The 16864-nt window shown below is 63.7% G+C and carries 11 protein-coding genes and 1 riboswitch; of the genes, 7 read left to right on the top strand and 4 right to left on the bottom strand.

The annotated features are described in order from the left end of the window. The first annotated feature begins 39 nt into the window (after positions 1–39). The 6 genes from Bravens_RS10030 (at position 40) to Bravens_RS10055 (ending at position 8956) form a co-directional block, all read left to right on the top strand. Entirely contained in the window at positions 40–1719 is a 1680-nt protein-coding gene (locus Bravens_RS10030) for an amidohydrolase (protein ID WP_062023082.1), read from the top strand. Positions 1720–1804: 85 nt separating this feature from the next. Next, positions 1805–1903: riboswitch (glycine riboswitch) on the top strand. A gap of 115 nt (positions 1904–2018) precedes the next feature. Continuing rightward, on the top strand, positions 2019–4985 hold the full coding sequence (gene gcvP / locus Bravens_RS10035; RefSeq protein ID WP_425304155.1) for an aminomethyl-transferring glycine dehydrogenase: 2967 nt from the start codon (positions 2019–2021) through the stop codon (positions 4983–4985). Positions 4986–4998: 13 nt separating this feature from the next. Then, positions 4999–6177 carry a glycine cleavage system aminomethyltransferase GcvT gene (gcvT, locus tag Bravens_RS10040; RefSeq protein ID WP_062023085.1) on the top strand — a complete coding sequence of 393 codons (1179 nt, stop codon included), beginning with the start codon at positions 4999–5001 and terminating at the stop codon, positions 6175–6177. A 63-nt stretch (positions 6178–6240) separates the two neighbouring features. After that, positions 6241–6639 (top strand): glycine cleavage system protein GcvH, encoded by a 399-nt coding sequence (gcvH, locus tag Bravens_RS10045; RefSeq protein ID WP_019174319.1) that lies wholly within the window; start codon positions 6241–6243, stop codon positions 6637–6639. Between the two features lie 128 nt (positions 6640–6767). Next, complete coding sequence (locus Bravens_RS10050) at positions 6768–8183, top strand: L-serine ammonia-lyase (RefSeq protein WP_062023088.1); 1416 nt, start codon at positions 6768–6770, stop codon at positions 8181–8183. Between the two features lie 209 nt (positions 8184–8392). Next, complete coding sequence (locus Bravens_RS10055) at positions 8393–8956, top strand: hypothetical protein (RefSeq protein WP_157452752.1); 564 nt, start codon at positions 8393–8395, stop codon at positions 8954–8956. Positions 8957–9844: 888 nt separating this feature from the next. On the opposite strand, the gene Bravens_RS10060 is transcribed toward Bravens_RS10055, so the two are convergent. From Bravens_RS10060 to Bravens_RS10075, 4 genes are read right to left on the bottom strand one after another with little or no spacing between them, the layout of a single operon-like run. Continuing rightward, on the bottom strand, positions 9845–11539 hold the full coding sequence (locus Bravens_RS10060) for an ABC transporter family substrate-binding protein (RefSeq protein ID WP_062023094.1): 1695 nt from the start codon (positions 11537–11539) through the stop codon (positions 9845–9847). Positions 11540–11562: 23 nt separating this feature from the next. After that, entirely contained in the window at positions 11563–13722 is a 2160-nt protein-coding gene (locus Bravens_RS10065; protein ID WP_062023097.1) for an ABC transporter ATP-binding protein, read from the bottom strand. Next, a complete protein-coding gene (locus Bravens_RS10070; protein WP_244878158.1) occupies positions 13715–14692 on the bottom strand; it encodes an ABC transporter permease in 978 nt (325 codons plus the stop codon). Before Bravens_RS10070 ends, Bravens_RS10065 begins: the two co-directional genes overlap by 8 nt. Beyond that, positions 14689–15669, bottom strand: coding sequence for an ABC transporter permease (locus Bravens_RS10075; RefSeq protein ID WP_019174325.1), 981 nt, complete (start codon positions 15667–15669; stop codon positions 14689–14691). The genes Bravens_RS10070 and Bravens_RS10075 overlap by 4 nt, the downstream gene beginning before the upstream one ends. Before the next feature lie 171 nt (positions 15670–15840). Here Bravens_RS10075 and Bravens_RS10080 point away from each other — a divergent pair, with 171 nt between their 5' ends. Further along, a complete protein-coding gene (locus tag Bravens_RS10080) occupies positions 15841–16863 on the top strand; it encodes an alpha/beta hydrolase (protein ID WP_062023103.1) in 1023 nt (340 codons plus the stop codon). Position 16864 lies beyond the last annotated feature (1 nt).

Below are 16864 nucleotides of genomic sequence, written 5' to 3' on the forward strand. Positions count from 1 at the left end.
GCTCTTTGTCGCACCGCCGTGGGACCTAGACTTGCGGCTATGTCATCACGCCGCCGCCTGTTTCTCGGTGCCCGCTTCCTCACCTTCGAAAAGTCCCAGCCGCAAGCTTCAGCCGTCCTCGTCGACGGCGAAAAGATCGTTGCTGCAGGAGAGGCTGACGAACTGCGGGCTCACACCGCAGGCGCTGAGACCGTTGACCTCGGCGGAGCCACTGCGATGCCCGGCTTCGTCGACGCCCACATTCACGGTCTGTCGCAGGCGCTCGGAGCTGAACAGCTCAGCCTTTTCGGCACGGAATCCCTCGAGCAGGCAATGACGGCGCTGGCCGACTACGCGTCAGGTGTGCCGGATGGCGAATGGATCACCGGCGCTGGCTGGGATTTCACGAAGTGGGGCCTCGACGCACAGCCGGACCGCGCTCACCTCGAAAAAGCCGCACCGAACAACCCCGTGGCCCTGTGGTCGATCGACTACCACACGCTGTGGGTCAACGGGCTCGCCCTCGAAGAGGCGGGTGTTGGCCCGCGCACCCCCGACCCGCACGACGGCGAGTATGTTCGCGAACCAGGCGGGAGGCTCACCGGGATCATCCGAGAAGGCGCCGCAGAACTGGTGAAAGCCGCAATCCCAGACCCCTCCGCCTCGGCCGCGGCTGACGCTTTGAAGGTTCAGCAGCGCACGTGGCTTTCCGAAGGCCTCACCGGCCTACACGAAATCGAAGGCGAACTGTCCCGCCGCGCCTGGCTGGAACTCGGTCAGCGCGGCGAACAGGACATTCGCGTGGTCAAATACCTCCGTCCGCAAGAGCTCGCCTGGGCAAAATCCTCCGGCTGGACAACAGGCGAAGGCGACAGTTGGTTCCACCACGGCGGACTCAAGCTTTTCGCTGACGGTGCGCTCGGCTCGCACACGTGCCACATGTCCTCGCCGTTCCCGCCGGCAGACGGTGAAGAAGCCCCTAACTACGGGGCCGAGGTGATCTCGGAAGACGCGCTCACGGACGCCATGATCGAGGCGTACCGGGCTGGGATCGTGCCGATCGTCCACGCCATCGGCGATCAGGCGGTCCACCAGGTGCTGGGCGCCTACGAACGCTCAGCGGGCGAACACAGCGCGGCCGAAAAGCGCCTGGGTCGTACGCTGCGCCGCCGCATTGAGCACTCGCAGTTCGTCCAGCCCGGCGACATTCAGCGTTTTGCCGATCTCGGAGTCATCGCTTCAATGCAGCCGCGCCACTGCATTTCCGACCTTCACCTGCTGGCGCAGATTCCCCTGGATGCCGCACTGGCCGGCTACGCGTGGACGCAGCTGGAAGACGCAGGGGCGGCGCTCGCCTTCGGATCCGATGCGCCAGTGGAGCCGAGCACCCCGTGGGCCGCCGTGTACGCGGCGATGACCAGGGCGGACATCAGCGGTGACAGGTCGAGTGCCTACCAGCCGGAGCGGCGCATGAGCGCTTACCGCGCGATCGCCGCCCACACCTCCGGTGCGGCTTTCGCGGCCGGCAGGGAAAACGTGTCGGGGCGGATTGCTCCGGGTATGGAAGCCGACTTCATCACCGTCGACACCGACCCGCTGGCCCGCGAGGGCGCTGACGGGGCAGTGTCCTTCGAACAGGCTTACCCCGATGATGACGCCCTGTTCGAGCAGGCTGAGGCCATCCGCGATGCCCGTGTTGAGACCGCTGTTGTCGGTGGCCAGGTTCGCTTCAGCCGCTGATCCGCTGGCCCGGCCGCAGGGAGAAACAGCCTGTGCTGACTCATGTGCGCCGATTAAGTATCATGGCTCACAGAAATTGCCGTCATCACGCTCTTCGGGAGAGCCCACGCGAAGCCATCGCGTCGGCGCCGTAGGTGCAATTCCCTCCCCGGGAAACTCTCAGGCCCAGTACTGGAGAGCGGAGGCAACTCTGAAACCGCTGTCGGAACGCGCCGCGAGGCCGACCGCACGGCAACAGAGCGGGGAGGAAGCCGCAGCTGCGCCAGCTGGCCAGCAAGACTCCGACCCAAGGAACGCCTGTGACTTTCGAGAACCGCACCGCTGCCCCGGAAGCCGTTACCGCAGCTCTGTCCCACGTCACCTCCTTCACCGGTGACTCCGAGCGCCCTTTCGCTGACCGCCACATCGGCCCGCGCGCTCACGAAACCGCCGCCATGCTCGAAACGGTCGGCTTTGATTCCCTCGAAGCTCTGGCGCGCGCCGCTGTTCCGGAGAACATCCAGGACGGCGGTGTGCAGACCCCTGCCGCTTTGTCGGAAGTCGAAATGCTCGCCCACCTGCGTGAACTCGCCGCGAAGAACGTGCAGAAGACGCAGATGATCGGCCGCGGCTACTACGACACGATCACCCCGACCGTCATTCGCCGCAACCTGGTGGAAAACCCCGCCTGGTACACCGCCTACACGCCCTACCAGCCGGAAATCTCGCAGGGCCGGCTTGAGGGTCTGCTCAACTTCCAGCAGATGGTTCAGGACCTCACCGGCCTCGACATCGCCAACGCGTCGCTGCTGGATGAGGCCACCGCGGTCGCAGAGGCCGTGCTGCTCATGCGCCGGGCCAACAAAAAGGGCTCCTCGGTTGTTCTCGACTCCGAACTGCACCCGCAGACCATCGCGATCATCCGCGCCCGCGCCAAGGCCATGGACTTCCAGGTGCAGATCGCTGACCTGTCCCAGGGCCTGATCGGCGAAGACGTGTTCGGCATCGTCTGTGCGCAGCCGGGTACATCGGGTGCCGTGCGCGACTTCACCGACGCCGTACGAGGTGCCAAGGAGCGTTCTGCAATGGTCACCTTCGTGTGTGACCTCCTTGCTCTGACGATGCTGCGCACCCCCGCTCAGCAGGGTGCCGACATCGCCGTCGGCTCTGCTCAGCGCTTCGGCGTTCCGCTGTTCTTCGGCGGTCCGCACGCCGGGTTCATGGCGGTGACCGAAAAGCTCAAGCGGCAGATCCCCGGCCGCCTGGTGGGTGTATCCAAGGACGCTGACGGCAAGCCCGGCTACCGCCTGGCCCTGCAGACGCGCGAACAGCACATCCGCCGCGAAAAGGCCACGTCGAACATCTGCACCGCCCAGGCGCTGCTGGCGAATGTCGCATCCATGTACGCCGTGTATCACGGTCCCGTGGGTCTTGCGAAGATCGCCAGCCGCATCCACCGCCTGGCCGTGGCTTTCGCGGACAAGCTTGATGGCAGCCTCGAATCTGTGTCGGAAAGCTTCTTCGACACGGTTGCTGTGCGCGTGCCGGACGCTGACGCGGCAGTTGCCGCCGCCTGCGAAGCCGGCATCAACATCCTGCGGATCGACGACACCCACGTGGGTGTGAGCTTCGGCGAACCGCATACGGTTGCCGACGCCAACACCCTGCTGGAAGCCCTCGGTGCCACCGGCCGCATCGACGCAGAAGAATTCGAAGCAGCCGGCACCGGCGCCTTCGGTCCGGCAGCTGTTCCCGCACCGCGCGTGCCGGAAGCTCTGCAGCGCAACACGCACTTCCTCACCCACCCGGTGTTCAACACCTACGGTTCCGAAACCCTCATGATGCGCTACCTGCGCACGCTGGCAGACCGCGACCTCGCGCTGGACCGCACCATGATCCCGCTGGGCTCGTGCACCATGAAGCTCAACGCGGCAGCCGAAATGGAAGCCATCACCTGGCCCGGCTTCGCATCCATCCACCCGCTGGCACCGGAAGACCAGACCGCCGGCTGGCGCGAACTGATTGACAACATCGAAGAGCTGCTTGCCGAAGTCACCGGCTATGACGTCGTGTCGATCCAGCCCAACGCAGGCTCACAGGGCGAACTGGCAGGCCTGCTGGCCATCCGCGGCTACCACGTGTCCAACGGCCAGCCCGAGCGCACCGTCATGCTGGTGCCCAGCTCCGCCCACGGGACCAACGCCGCATCGGCCATCCTCGCAGGGCTGAAGGTGGTTGTCGTGAAGTCCGCAGAAGACGGCTCGATCGACCTTGAAGACCTCGACGCCAAGATTGAGAAGTACCGTGATGTGCTCGCCGGCATCATGATCACCTACCCGTCCACCCACGGTGTGTACGAAGCCGATGTGCGCCGCGTGTGCTCGTGCATCCACGACGCCGGCGGTCAGGTGTACATCGACGGTGCGAACATGAACGCGCTCGTCGGCGTGGCCAAGCCCGGCCAGTTCGGCGGCGACGTCAGCCACCTCAACCTGCACAAGACCTTCACCATCCCGCACGGCGGCGGCGGCCCCGGCGTGGGCCCGGTCGCAGCCCGCGAACACCTCCGCCCCTTCATGCCCGGTGATTCCAGCGACAGCCGCGCTGTCAGCGGCGAAGAGGACTACACCTCGCTGCCGATCTCCCAGGCCAAGTACGGCTCGGCAGGCGTCCTGCCGATCTCGTACGCCTACCTCAAGATGATGGGCCCGGACGGACTGCGCGAAGCCACCTATTCTGCGCTGCTGGGAGCCAACTACATCGCGAAGTCGCTCAGCGAGGACTTCCCGACTCTCTACACGGGTGAGAACGGGCTGGTGGCACACGAGTGCATCCTCGACCTGCGCGCTATCACCGCCGAAACCGGAGTGACAGCAGAAGACGTAGCCAAGCGGCTCATCGACTTCGGGTTCCACGCCCCGACACTCGCGTTCCCCGTGGCCGGCACGCTCATGGTCGAACCGACCGAATCGGAAGACAAGGGCGAACTCGACCGCTTCATCGAAGCGATGAAGACCATCCGCGAAGAAATCCGCGCAATCGGCAGCGAATACACCTACGAAGAATCGCCGCTGAAGAACGCACCGCACACCGCCACCTGCGTCATGGACGGCTGGGACCAGAAGTACTCGCGCGAGACCGCGGTCTTCCCCGTGCCCGGCCTGAAGCTGACCAAGTACTTCCCGCCGGTGCGCCGCATCGACGGTGCCTACGGCGACCGCAACCTGGTCTGCGAATGCCCGCCGCCAGAAGCCTTCGACATCGAATCGGCCGACGCCGAAGCCTGACAGAGGAGACCCCATGACCAAGCAGACGCCCCTGCACCAGATCAACGCTGAACTCGGCGCGAACTTCACCGACTTCGGCGGCTGGGACATGCCGCTCAAATACGGCTCCGAACTCGCCGAACACCGTGCCGTCCGCGAATTCGCCGGCATCTTCGACCTGTCCCACATGGGCGAAGTCCGCGTCACCGGCGCCGATGCGGCCGCCTTCATGGACTATGCGCTCCTGTCGCGCTACTCCATCATGAAGAACGGCAAGGCAAAGTACGGCGTCATCATCGACGAGGCCGGTGGCATCCTCGACGACGTCATCACCTACCGACTGGGCGATGACGAATTCCTCATCGTGCCCAACGCCGGCAACACGCCGGCCGTCGTGGCCGCACTCGAAGACCGCGCCGAAAAGGCCAAGGCAGCCGGCGCTGCCGCGGACTTCGAAGTGCGCAACGAATCCGACGACACCGCGCTCATCGCCGTGCAGGGCCCGAAGTCCGAGGAAATCCTGCTGGCGGCCGTGTGCGGCAGCACCGAGTGCGACGACCGCGAAGACTGCACCAAGATCAAAGACCTCGAATACTACGCGTGGACGTTCATCACGGTCGACGGCGTGGAGGTATTCCTGGCCCGCACCGGCTACACCGGCGAAGACGGCTTCGAGCTGTACATCAAGAACGCCGACGCCGAAGCCCTGTGGAACCGCCTGATGAGCATCAACGAAGCCGAATTCGACGGTGCCGCACTTCCGTGCGGACTGGCATCGCGCGACTCCCTGCGCCTGGAAGCGGGCATGCCGCTCTACGGCAACGAACTGACGCGCGAAACCACGCCGTTTGACGCGGGCTTCGGCGGCATGGTCCGCGGAGCGCTCAAGAACAAGGGCGACTTCTACGGCCGTGAAACAATGCAGAAGCTCAACGACGCCGACCAGGCCGAGGACACGCCGCGCAAACTCGTCGGACTGTCGTCGGAAGGCCGCCGTGCCGCACGCGCCGGTGCTGGTGTTTTCGTGGACGGCGCCGAGGTCGGCGTCATCACCTCCGGCCAGCCGTCGCCCACCCTGGGCCACCCCATCGCCCTGGCCTACCTCGACACGGCACACGCCGAACCCGGCACCGCCGTGACCGTCGACATCCGCGGCAAGTCCTACGACTTCAGCGTCGTCGAAACGCCCTTCTACAACAGCGGTGCCCACTGACACCCGGTTTGTGCACCGCTGACAACAGTCGGCCCCAGACCACCTGATTGAGAGGAACCCACAATGGCTGAACTGCCCCCGCTGCCGGAAAACTTTTCTTACTCGGCAGAACACGAATGGATCAACGCCACCGGCGATAACATCGTCGGCACCACCGTCCGCGTCGGCATCACCGCAGTAGCCGCTGACGCGCTCGGCGAAGTCGTCTTCGCAGACCTCCCCGAAGTCGGCGACACCGTCACCGCCGGTGAAGTCTGCGGTGAAGTCGAATCGACCAAGTCGGTTTCCGACCTCTACTGCCCCGTTTCAGGCGAAGTGACGGCCGTCAACGAAGACGTCGACGACAACCCGTCGCTGCTGAACTCCGATCCCTACGGTGAAGGATGGCTCTTCGAAGTCTCCGTCACAGAAGTCGGCGACATCATGGACGCCGCCGCCTACGGAGAAGCAAACCACGTCTGATCCACCCACCTGGTCGCCCGGACCGGACCCCCCTCCCGGTCCGGGCACGCATCCCCACCCCCTCGCCCCACCTCGGGCATCCCCCCGTCACCACCTTGGCCGTGCAGCGTCGCACAACAGGAGGAAACATGACCGTCAGCGTTTTTGATCTGTTCAAAGTGGGCGTCGGCCCATCGTCATCCCACACCGTCGGCCCCATGCGGGCAGCCGCGCGCTTCGTGCAGCTGGTCGGAGACAGACAGCCCGCAGCGCTCGCAGTCGATGTTTTCGGATCCCTTGCCGCAACGGGAGCCGGTCACCGCACATTCGATGCGATCCTCGCGGGCCTCGAAGGCTGCGAACCCGACCGCATCCAGCCGGATGACTTCGCAGAGCGCACCGAGCGGATCGAAAAGACGGGCGTGCTGCGCTTCGGTGACAAGTGGGACATCGAATTCAGCGAAAAAGACATGGTCAAACGCCCCCTGACCGTGCTCGACCACCACACCAACGCGCTGACCATTCAGGCAAAGGACGCCGACGGCGGTGTCATTGCCGAAGAAACCTACTACTCGGTCGGCGGCGGGTTCGTCGTCAGCCAGTCCGAACTCGACGGCGGCCTCCAAGAAGAAGCGGAAGAGGAGCGAGCAGAAGCCCCCTATCCCTTCACCTCGGGAGCGGAACTCGTTGAACAGTGCCGCACATCCGGGCTCGAGGTGTGGCAGGTGATGCTGGAGAACGAAAAGGCCCACCGCAGCGAAGAGGAGATCCGCGCGGGACTGCTGCACATCTACTCCGTCATGGAGGAGTGCGAGCGGAACTCCGTGGCCCGCGACGGCATTCTGCCCGGCGGCCTCAACGTGCACAGGCGCGCGCACAAGTGGCACCAGCGTCTGCTGCAGGAAGACCCCGAACGCAGGCCCGAGTACTACCAGGAATGGGTCAACCTCGTAGCGCTGGCCGTCAACGAAGAGAACGCCAGCGCCGGGCGGGTGGTCACCGCGCCGACCAACGGAGCCGCCGGCATCATCCCGGCTGTCATGTTCTACGCCTTGAACTACGTGCGCGGTGTTGAAGGCGGAGCCCGCCACGGCGGCATCAACTCCGAAATCTCGATGAGCCGGGACGAGGCGATCGTCCGCTTCATGCTGACCGCCGGGGCAATCGGTGTGCTGTACAAGGAGCGCGCCTCGATCTCCGGTGCCGAAGTCGGCTGCCAGGGCGAGGTGGGGTCAGCTTCCTCAATGGCCGCCGCCGGTCTTGCCGCGGTACTCGGCGGAGGCGTCATGCAGGTGGAAAACGCCGCTGAAATCGCCATGGAACACAACCTGGGACTCACGTGCGACCCAATCAACGGGCTCGTGCAGATTCCCTGCATTGAGCGCAACGCCATCGCTTCGGGCAAGGCGATCAACGCCGCGAAAATGGCCATGTGGGGCGACGGAACGCACCGCGTGTCCCTCGACGAAGTCATCGCCACGATGAAGGCCACCGGCGAGGACATGATGGACAAGTACAAAGAAACCGCCACGGGAGGCCTCGCCGTCAACGTCGTTGAGTGTTGATGGGTGTTGGCCGGCGGTTGGCGCTGGTTGACTGGATTGGCCGCCGGTTGGCGCTGGTTTCACGCTTTAATGCGTTTTTGCGGGTTAATGCAGCGCATTAAAGCGTGAATCTGCATGAGCGCGTGATTCTGCGCGGCTTGGCCGCCGGGGCACAATAGGGTGTTGGTTTTTGGTGTCGAGGTGCCGGCTGGCTCGGGAGGGCGACTGTTATGCCAGGTAAGACGACTGGTGACGCTGTGGGCGACGACGTCTATCGTTCGAAGCTCAGTGTCGTCACGGCTGGTGCTCTCATCCTCGCTGCGGGAATCTTCTTGCTCGATGCTCTGCTGCGGGGAACGCCTGCCCTGTGGCTCATTGCCGGTTCGGCGCTGCTGGCTGTGTGTGTGGCTGCGTGGGAATTTATCTACAAGCCGTGCTTGCGCCTGCGCCAGGAGGATTTGGTGCTGCGAGGTCCGGTGCGAGAAATCACCGTGCCCTATGCGGCTGTTCGCGATGTGCAGGTTCGTGCCGTTGTAACAGTGACTACCGACGACCGCAGCTATTCAGCGTGGGCGGGGCCGGAGCGCAATCGTCGCTTCGCGGGGGATGATGCCGCTCACGATGCCGCGACTCTCATTCGCAGCCGGGCCGCCGACGCCCGCGGCGGTGCTGAAGCGACTGGTGGGGCTGCGTCGGACGACTCCGACGGTGTGCGCGTGCGCTTCCTCTGGGTTCCGTGGGCTGTGTGCGCGGGGCTTGCAACGGTGAGCGTTGTTGCCGCCCAGGTGCTGTAATCCCGCCCGGCAACCGAACCCGGCCTTGCGAACAAGCCCGGCCCTTCACCTCGTCGTTCTGCCTTGCGGTGCAGATTTGCGGTGTAATGCGTTTTCACGGGTTAATGCGGCGCTTTAAAGCGTGACTTTGCATTAGCGCGTGAGTCTGGACCGCTAAGGCTGCGCCGTGTGCGGGGCTTGCAACGGTGAGCATTGTTGCCGCCCAGGTGCTGTAAGCCCGCCCGGCAACCGGGCCCGGCCTTGTCAACAAACCCACCCTCCGCCTCGTTGTTCGGCCCGGTGGTGCAGGTTTGCGGTGTATTGCGTTTTCACGCGTTAATGTGGCGCATTACGGCGTGATTCTGCATTAGCGCGTGAGTCTGGACCGTTAAGGCTGCGTTTCAGCCGCCGGCAGCCCAGCCCGCCCGGCAACCGGGCCCGGCCTTGTCAACAAACCCACCCTCCGCCTCGTTGTTCGGCCCGGTGGTGCAGGTTTGCGGTGTATTGCGTTTTCACGCGTTAATGTGCCGCATTAGTGCGTGATTCTGCATTAAAGCGTGAGTCTGGACCGCTAAGGCTGCGCTTCAGCCGCCGGCAGCCCAGCCGGCCGCCGCGAGTTCGGCCCTCTGGCAGCCAGCCCGTCGGTAACCAAGCCGGACGTTGCCGATAATTTCGTCCCTCCGCCTCGTTGTTCGGCCCGGTGACGCAGATTTGCGGTGTAATGCGTGTTCACGGGTTAATGTGCCGCATTAGTGCGTGATTCTGCATTAGCGCGTGAGTCTGGCGTGCGGGCGCTGTGCCAGCCCGCCAACCTACCGGCACAAAGAAGCGGGGCCCGGGTGTTTACCCGAGCCCCGCTTAAGCGTGTCAGCGCCAGCGCCTCAGCCTCTGCATCAGCGCTTCAGCCGATCACTTCTTGTGGCCGACGATGGTCCAGTCCGTGGTTTCGAACTGTGCTGCACCGAGGTTCACGACATCTTCAGAAACACCGTGGACGGTCGGGGTGGCGTAGAAGGGGATCATGACCTTTTCAGCCCAGAACTGCTTGTCCATTTCGTTGGCCAGTTCGAGGCGCTTCTCCGGGTCAGCTTCCTTCTGTGAAGCCTTGACGGCGTCGCCGATGTCCTCGTTCGAAATGCCGAAGTAGTTCTGCTGGGATTCAGCCGGGTAGAACAGGTTCGCGCTCGTGGTGATCGGGAACGGGGTGCCCTGCCAGGAGAACGTCACCATGTCGAAGTTCTTCGGGGTCACGTAGTCGGTGAAGTATTTGTCAGCCGGGACGGTGTCCAGCTTGACCTTCATGCCGATCTTGTTGAGGTCGTTCATGACCTGCTTGGCGCGCTTTTCGTTCGAAGCGGTGTCAGCCGGAACGACAACCGAGAATTCGAGCTTTTCGCCGTCCTTTTCGTAGACTCCGTCGTCGTTCTTTTCGTAGCCGGCATCCTGCAGGATCTTCTCGGCGTCTTCGGGCTTGTGCTGTGCCCAGCCGTCCGTGTTGTCCTGGTAGCCGTCCTGACCGGGCATGAACGTGTAGTTGTTGACGTTGATGACCGGAGCTTCAACCGGGCCGACAGCAGCCTGGCCGATGACGTCGCGGTTGACTGCCATACCGATGGCCTCGCGAACCTTTTCGTCCTTCAGGCCCGGGCGGGTGGCGTTCATGGTCAGGTGCGTGTACATCAGACCGGTCGACTTGTAGATCTTCGCGTCGCCGCGGTTCTTAGCGGTTTCGTAGGCGTCACCGTCGGTGCCGATGTCAACGAGGTCGATTTCCTTGTTGGCGAAGGCCTGACCCTGCTGCGGCTGCGAGACCACGCGGTAGGTGATCTTGTCCAGCTTCGGCTTGTCGCCCCACCACTTGTCGTTCGGTTCCATCGTCACGGTCTTGGCGCTCTTGTCGAGCTTGGTTGCCTTGAACGGGCCCGAAGCCGGCACAAATTCGTCCTTGAAGCCTTCGTTGAACTTCTTGGCGTCAGACGAAACTTCGTTCGGCAGCAGCGGGAACACGTAGTTCTGCCAGTCACCGAAGACACCGTCGTAGGTGATGGTGACTTCCTTCTTGTCGGAACCGACTTCAACGGACTTGATGCTCTCCCAGCCCTGGGTGGAAGCGACCTGGTAGTCCTCCTTCTTGCCATTGGTGGCTTCCCAGAAGGCCTTGAGGTCTTCACCGTCGATCGGGGTGCCGTCGTCCCAGACAGCGTCCTTGTTGTACTTCAGCTTGACGGTCGTCGGGTCGTCGCCGGTGAGCTCCATCGACTCGATGTAGTCAGGGTTCGCTTCAGCCTTGCCGTCAGCGTCGAACTTGATGCCGCCGCCGACGGTCGGACCGTACATGTCGTCAACGTCGACGAGGGCGCCGTCAGCCTGGCTGATGTTGAAGTTGCCGGGCCATTCCGTCAGGGGGAGGGTCAGTTCGCCGCCGTCCTGAACTTCGTCGGCTTCGGCCTTCGTCATGTCGACGTTGGGCAGATCAGGCTGGTCGCCGCCGCCTTCACCGCCGCCAGCTGAGCCGCTGTCGCCGCTCTGGCACGCCGACAGCACCATCGCTGCCGCCGCCGTCGCGGCTACCAGGGCGCTCACGCGCGTCTTCTTGATTGCCATGAGTTTCCTTTCTCCGGGGTCGTTCAGACCGTAGGGTGGCTTTTCTCCAATAGCCCGCTGTTTTCCGTGTGGTGGCACGCGGCTGCCGATTCCCCAACCTTGCGCAGTTCGGGACTGACCTCTCGACACTTGGCCTGGGCGTCAGCGTCGAGCAGCTTGTAGAGGGGGCAGCGCGACACGAACGCGCACCCCGTGAATTCCTGCGTGGGTGCAGGAAGATCGCCTTCCAGAAGCACCTGGGTGCGCTTGGATTCGACCTCCGGGTCTGGAACCGGTACAGCCGAAATGAGCGCACGCGTGTACGGGTGCTTGGGGTTTTCGTAGACGTCTGCCACGGGCCCGTATTCGATGATGCGGCCCAGGTACATAACGGCAATGACGTCGGAGATCTGGCGGACAACTGCGAGGTCGTGGGCAACGAAGACGTAGGACAGTCCCAGGCGGTCGCGCAGGTCTTCCAGCAGGTTGATGACACCGGCCTGAATCGACACGTCGAGTGCTGAAACCGGTTCGTCCAGCACGAGCACCTTCGGGTCGGTGATGAGCGCCCGGGCAATGCCGATGCGCTGCTTCTGACCGCCGGAGAATTCGTGCGGGTAGCGCGATGCCATGCTGCGGTCGAGTCCGACCAGTTCCAGCATGTCGCCGACCCGCTTTTCGCGGTCTGCTGCTGCCACGCCGTGGGCGGTCAGCGGTTCGCCCACGATGTCGAGCACCGGCAGGCGCGGGTCGAGAGCAGCCGAGGGGTTCTGGAAGACGATCTGCACGTCCTTGCGCATTTCCCGACGCTGCTGAGGGCTTGCGCTTTCGACGTCGATGCCGTTGATGGTGATGGTGCCCGACTGGGGTTTCTTCATCTCCATGACCTGCGTGACAGCAGTCGACTTACCGCAGCCGGATTCGCCGACCAGGCCGAGCGTCTGCCCGGTTTGCAACTCAAAGGAGATCCCGTCGACCGCGCGGACGGTGCCCACGCGACGGCGGAATACAGCGCCCTTCGTCAGTGGGAAGTGTTTGACGAGGTCAGTCACCTCGAGCACCTTTTCCCGGCCGGAGCGGTCGACGATTTCAACCGGTTCGGGGCGCGGGAAGATCTCGTGGGCTTTCAGCGCACCCGAATCGATTTCGTCCGCCCTGATGCATGCCGCGAAGTGACCCTCGGGGTCGACTGCGGATTCCGCAGCCGGCACCTCGCCGTGGACCTCCTGAAGATCCGGTTCGGCTTCAAGGCAGGCCTCGACGGCAATCGGGCAGCGCTCCGCAAAGGGGCAGCCTTTCGGCAGGGCGTTCAGCTGCGGAGGCCGACCTTCAAGCGGCACCAGGCGCTCCTTGCCGGCGGTGACGACGTTCGGCACGGACCGCAGCAGGCCGATGGTGTACGGCATGCGTGGCCGGTAGAAGATGTCGTCAATGCTGCCGGTCTCAATGAGCTTCCCGGCGTACATGACGGCGACCTTGTCGGCGTAGCCGGCAACAACACCGAGGTCGTGGGTGATGAGGACGATGGCCGCCCCCGTGATTTCCTGTGCCTTGCGCAGAAGCTCCATGATCTGCGCCTGGATCGTCACGTCAAGTGCCGTTGTAGGTTCGTCGGCGATGATGAGGTCGGGGTCGTTCGCGATCGCAATTGCGATCATGGCTCGCTGGCGCATACCGCCGGAGTATTCGTGGGGGAAGGCGTTCGCCCGGTTTTCGGGGTCGGGAATGCCGACGATCCGCAGCAGTTCAACCGCGCGTTCCCACGCTGCTTCCTTCGACAGCTTGGGGTCGTGGATGATGAGCGCTTCCACAATCTGCTTGCCCACCGGGTGGACCGGGTTGAGTGCCGAAAGCGGGTCCTGGAAGACCATCGCGATGTTCGATCCGCGCAGGCGCGACATCTGGTGGTCGGTTTTGCCGATGAGCGATTCGCCCTTGTAGCGGATGTCGCCGCTGATCTGCGCGGTTGACGGCAGAAGCCCCATGACCGCGGTGGATGACACGGACTTACCGGAACCGGATTCACCGACGATCGCCAAGAACTCGCCCTTCTTCACGGAGTAGCTGACTCCGCGGACGGCTTGGACGGGGGCGGACTTCCGCTGGGGGAAGGTGACGGAAAGGTTTTCGACTTCGAGGACGGGAGCCTCGTCTACAGCACCGCCCGAGGCGGTGGTCTGGGTGGAGAGTTCGGTGTCAGCCACGGTTCACTCCTGAGGTGGGGTCGATGGCATCGCGCAGTGCGTCGGCGACGACGGACACTGCTGTCAGCAGCAGTACGAGGGCGGCGGCGGGGAACAGGAAGACCCAGGGGCGGGTGACCGCGCCGGAGGTTCCCGCCGAGAGCAGGGTGCCGATTGAAATGTCAGGCGACTGCACGCCCAGGCCGAAGAACGACAGCGACGTTTCAGCCAGCACGGCTCCGACCACACCGAGGGTGGCGTCGACGATGAGCAGCGATGCGATGTTCGGGATGATGTGGCGAACCAGGATTGTGGGTGTGCCAAGGCCCATGTAGCGGGCGGCCTGGACGAATTCGGCGTTGCGCAGGGACTTGGTCTGCGCCTTGACGACCTGCGCGGTGACCATCCACGCGAACAGCGCCACGATGATGATGATCGCGACCCACGACAGTCCCTTGAGCGCGGGGGCGAACAGCAGCAGGACGAAGAACGACGGCAACACCAGCATGAAGTTGATCAGCCAGTTGATGGCCATTTCGACCTTGCCGCCCAGGTAGCCGGCGAGCGAGCCCATGATGGCGGCGATGATGGTGCCGATGATGCCGGCGGCAAGACCGATGATGATCGACTTGCGCAGGCCGACGACCACCTGGGCGTAGATGTCGTAGCCGTCGGTGTCGGTTCCGAACCAGTGTTCGGCCGACGGCGCCTTGTTGAGGTTGAAGGCGTCCTGATCGTTCGGCCCGTAGATGTTGAACATGTTGCCGAACACGGCGAACAGAACCATGAACGCAAGGATCGAACCGCCGATCCAGAAGCGCGGTGATGAGAACAGCCTGCGGAAGATCAGGCGGGTTCGGGACACCGGCTGTGTGTCGGCAACTGTCTTCAGAGCGTCTTCGCCGATGTTGCCTGCCGGACGTTCGATGTCTGCGGTGGGTGCTGCGTTGATTGAGGGGTCTGCGTTGTGCGCGGTTTTCTTGTTCATCATGACCTCACTCGGGGGTCGAGCGCGGCGTAGAGCACTTCTGACAGCGTGGAGGAGATCAGAACGAGCACTGCCGCGAAGAAGGTGGTGCCGGCGGCCGCGTTGATGTCGGAGCCGGTGATGGAGTCAAGGGCCATCTGTCCCATGCCGTTCCAGGAGAAGATGATCTCCAGGAACGTCGAGCCGGCGAGCATTGTGCCGAAGCTGTACGCGAAGTACGTGGACATGGGGATGATGGCGACGCGCACGCCGTGCTTCCACAGCGCTGTTTTGCGGGTGAGGCCCTTGGAGCGGGCCGTGCGAATGTAGTCGGCTCCCAGGACGTCGAGCATCATTGATCGCTGGTAGCGGGAGTAGATGGCCGCACCGAACACGACGAGTGCGATGGTGGGCAAGAGCATGTGGGATATCGTGTCGGCCACTTGCGGCCAGAAGCCGTGCACCCCGGGCGTTGCCGGCCCCACGAATCTGATGAGCTGCGTGCCCACCGCGTTGTTGAACCCGGTCGCGAGGATCATGAGGATGATGCCCAAGACGAACGTCGGGGTTGCGTTGATGACGTAGGTCAGCGCGGTGATGATGTTGTCGGACGCTTTGTACTGGCGGACCGCGCCCCACACGCCGATTGCCACACCCAGGAGGGCGCCGAGGATGCTGCCGACGATCAGCAGGCGCAGGCTGACAACGGAGCGGCCGAGCATTTCGGTCAGCACGGGCTGCCCGCCTACCGTCAGACCGAAGTCTGCGTGGAAGAGGATGTTGGTCGCCCAGTTCCAGGTGCGGGTGATGAGCGGAGTGTCGGGGTTGACGCCGAGTTCATCGAGTTTAGCGGTGATGGTGCTTTCGGGAAGTGGGGGATTCTTACCGCGGTAGCGCTTCGCCGGGTCCATAAAGCTGGAGGTCAGCATGTACGCGCACGTGGTTGCCAAGGCCGTGAGGATCACGTAGTTGACAACCCGCCGAAGGATGTAGGCGATCATCTGGTCTCATTGGTGTCGGGGACATTCACAGGGGGTGCCCGATGTTCTTCAATCTCGGCACCAGTGCCGTGATGTGAAGCACATCAGATGCATCGATAGTAATGCAAGTCACGGACACCTGTGGCCGAACCCTCAAAAAATCGTCAAAAAACCCTCCAGTAAAGTTGAGTCATGGAAACCTGCGAATGGCAGCGGGACATCCTCGGTCCCGGTTTTCAGCAGCTCGCCCTTCCGCTTGCCGACGGGCAGAGAGCGACACTTGTCCGGTGCGATTCGGCACTTGATGCGGCACTTGCGGCAGAGCGCGTGCCCGAAGACGAATCGGGAAGTCAGCCGGCAGGGGAAAATTTCCTGCGCGACACAGCGGTTCTCTACCTGCACGGCTGGTCAGACTACTTCTTCAACCGCCGTTTGGCGCGCCTGTGGACGAGCTTCGGTGCGCGGTTCTACGCCTTGGACCTGCGGGACTACGGCCGTAACCTGCGGCCCGGCGATCCTGACCAAATGCCCGGCTACATCGATGACCTGGCGGCCTATGACGAAGAGATTGAGGCCGCGCTCGCCATCATCAGCGCAGAGAATCCGACTAGTCGGACAGTTCTTGCGGCGCACTCCACTGGAGGGCTCATTGCGGCACTGTGGGCCAACAGAAATCCGGGTCGGCTTAAAGCCCTGGCCCTCAACGCGCCGTGGCTTGAGTTTCAGTTCTCTGCCGCGGCCCGGCGGATCACCACCCCATTCCTGGGAAGCAGCAAGCGCAAGGAGAGGGCGCCTCGTGCACTTCCGCTGGCCATCCCGAACTTCTACGTGCAGGCGGCCAGCGAGAATCACGGCGCCCCGCCGTGGGATCTGGCGCTCAAACCGCCGAACGGCTTCCCGGTTTACGGGCAGTGGCTGCGCGCGATCTTCGATGGGCACGAGGAGGTGGCAGCCGGCTTAGACATTCAGGAACCGGTGCTCGTGCAGATCTCCCAGGAAAGCTTCCGTGGTACCTCGTACACGACGAAGATGGCGCATTCGGACATTGTGCTGGACGTTGATCGGATCGCCCGGCGCGCCGTCAGGCTGGGCCTAGAAACCGTGCTGGCCCGCGTGCCGGATGCTGTTCACGACGTGTTTCTGTCCGACCGTGGGGCTTTTGATGTTGCCGCCGAGCAGCTGCGCCGCTTTGCCCGCGGCTACATCGCAGACTGAC

It is taken from the genome of Brevibacterium ravenspurgense (genome assembly GCF_001584615.1).
Lineage (GTDB): Bacteria > Actinomycetota > Actinomycetes > Actinomycetales > Brevibacteriaceae > Brevibacterium > Brevibacterium ravenspurgense.

Bases quoted from the DNA above. Each gene is read 5' to 3' on its own strand.
- Bravens_RS10070 (WP_244878158.1), bottom strand. From the start codon at position 14,692: ATGATGAACAAGAAAACCGCGCACAACGCAGACCCCTCAATCAACGCA.
- Bravens_RS10075 (WP_019174325.1), bottom strand. From the start codon at position 15,669: ATGATCGCCTACATCCTTCGGCGGGTTGTCAACTACGTGATCCTCACG.
- gcvT (WP_062023085.1), top strand. From the start codon at position 4,999: ATGACCAAGCAGACGCCCCTGCACCAGATCAACGCTGAACTCGGCGCG.
- Bravens_RS10050 (WP_062023088.1), top strand. From the start codon at position 6,768: ATGACCGTCAGCGTTTTTGATCTGTTCAAAGTGGGCGTCGGCCCATCG.
- gcvH (WP_019174319.1), top strand. From the start codon at position 6,241: ATGGCTGAACTGCCCCCGCTGCCGGAAAACTTTTCTTACTCGGCAGAA.
- Bravens_RS10030 (WP_062023082.1), top strand. From the start codon at position 40: ATGTCATCACGCCGCCGCCTGTTTCTCGGTGCCCGCTTCCTCACCTTC.
- Bravens_RS10060 (WP_062023094.1), bottom strand. From the start codon at position 11,539: ATGGCAATCAAGAAGACGCGCGTGAGCGCCCTGGTAGCCGCGACGGCG.
- Bravens_RS10080 (WP_062023103.1), top strand. From the start codon at position 15,841: ATGGAAACCTGCGAATGGCAGCGGGACATCCTCGGTCCCGGTTTTCAG.
- Bravens_RS10055 (WP_157452752.1), top strand. From the start codon at position 8,393: ATGCCAGGTAAGACGACTGGTGACGCTGTGGGCGACGACGTCTATCGT.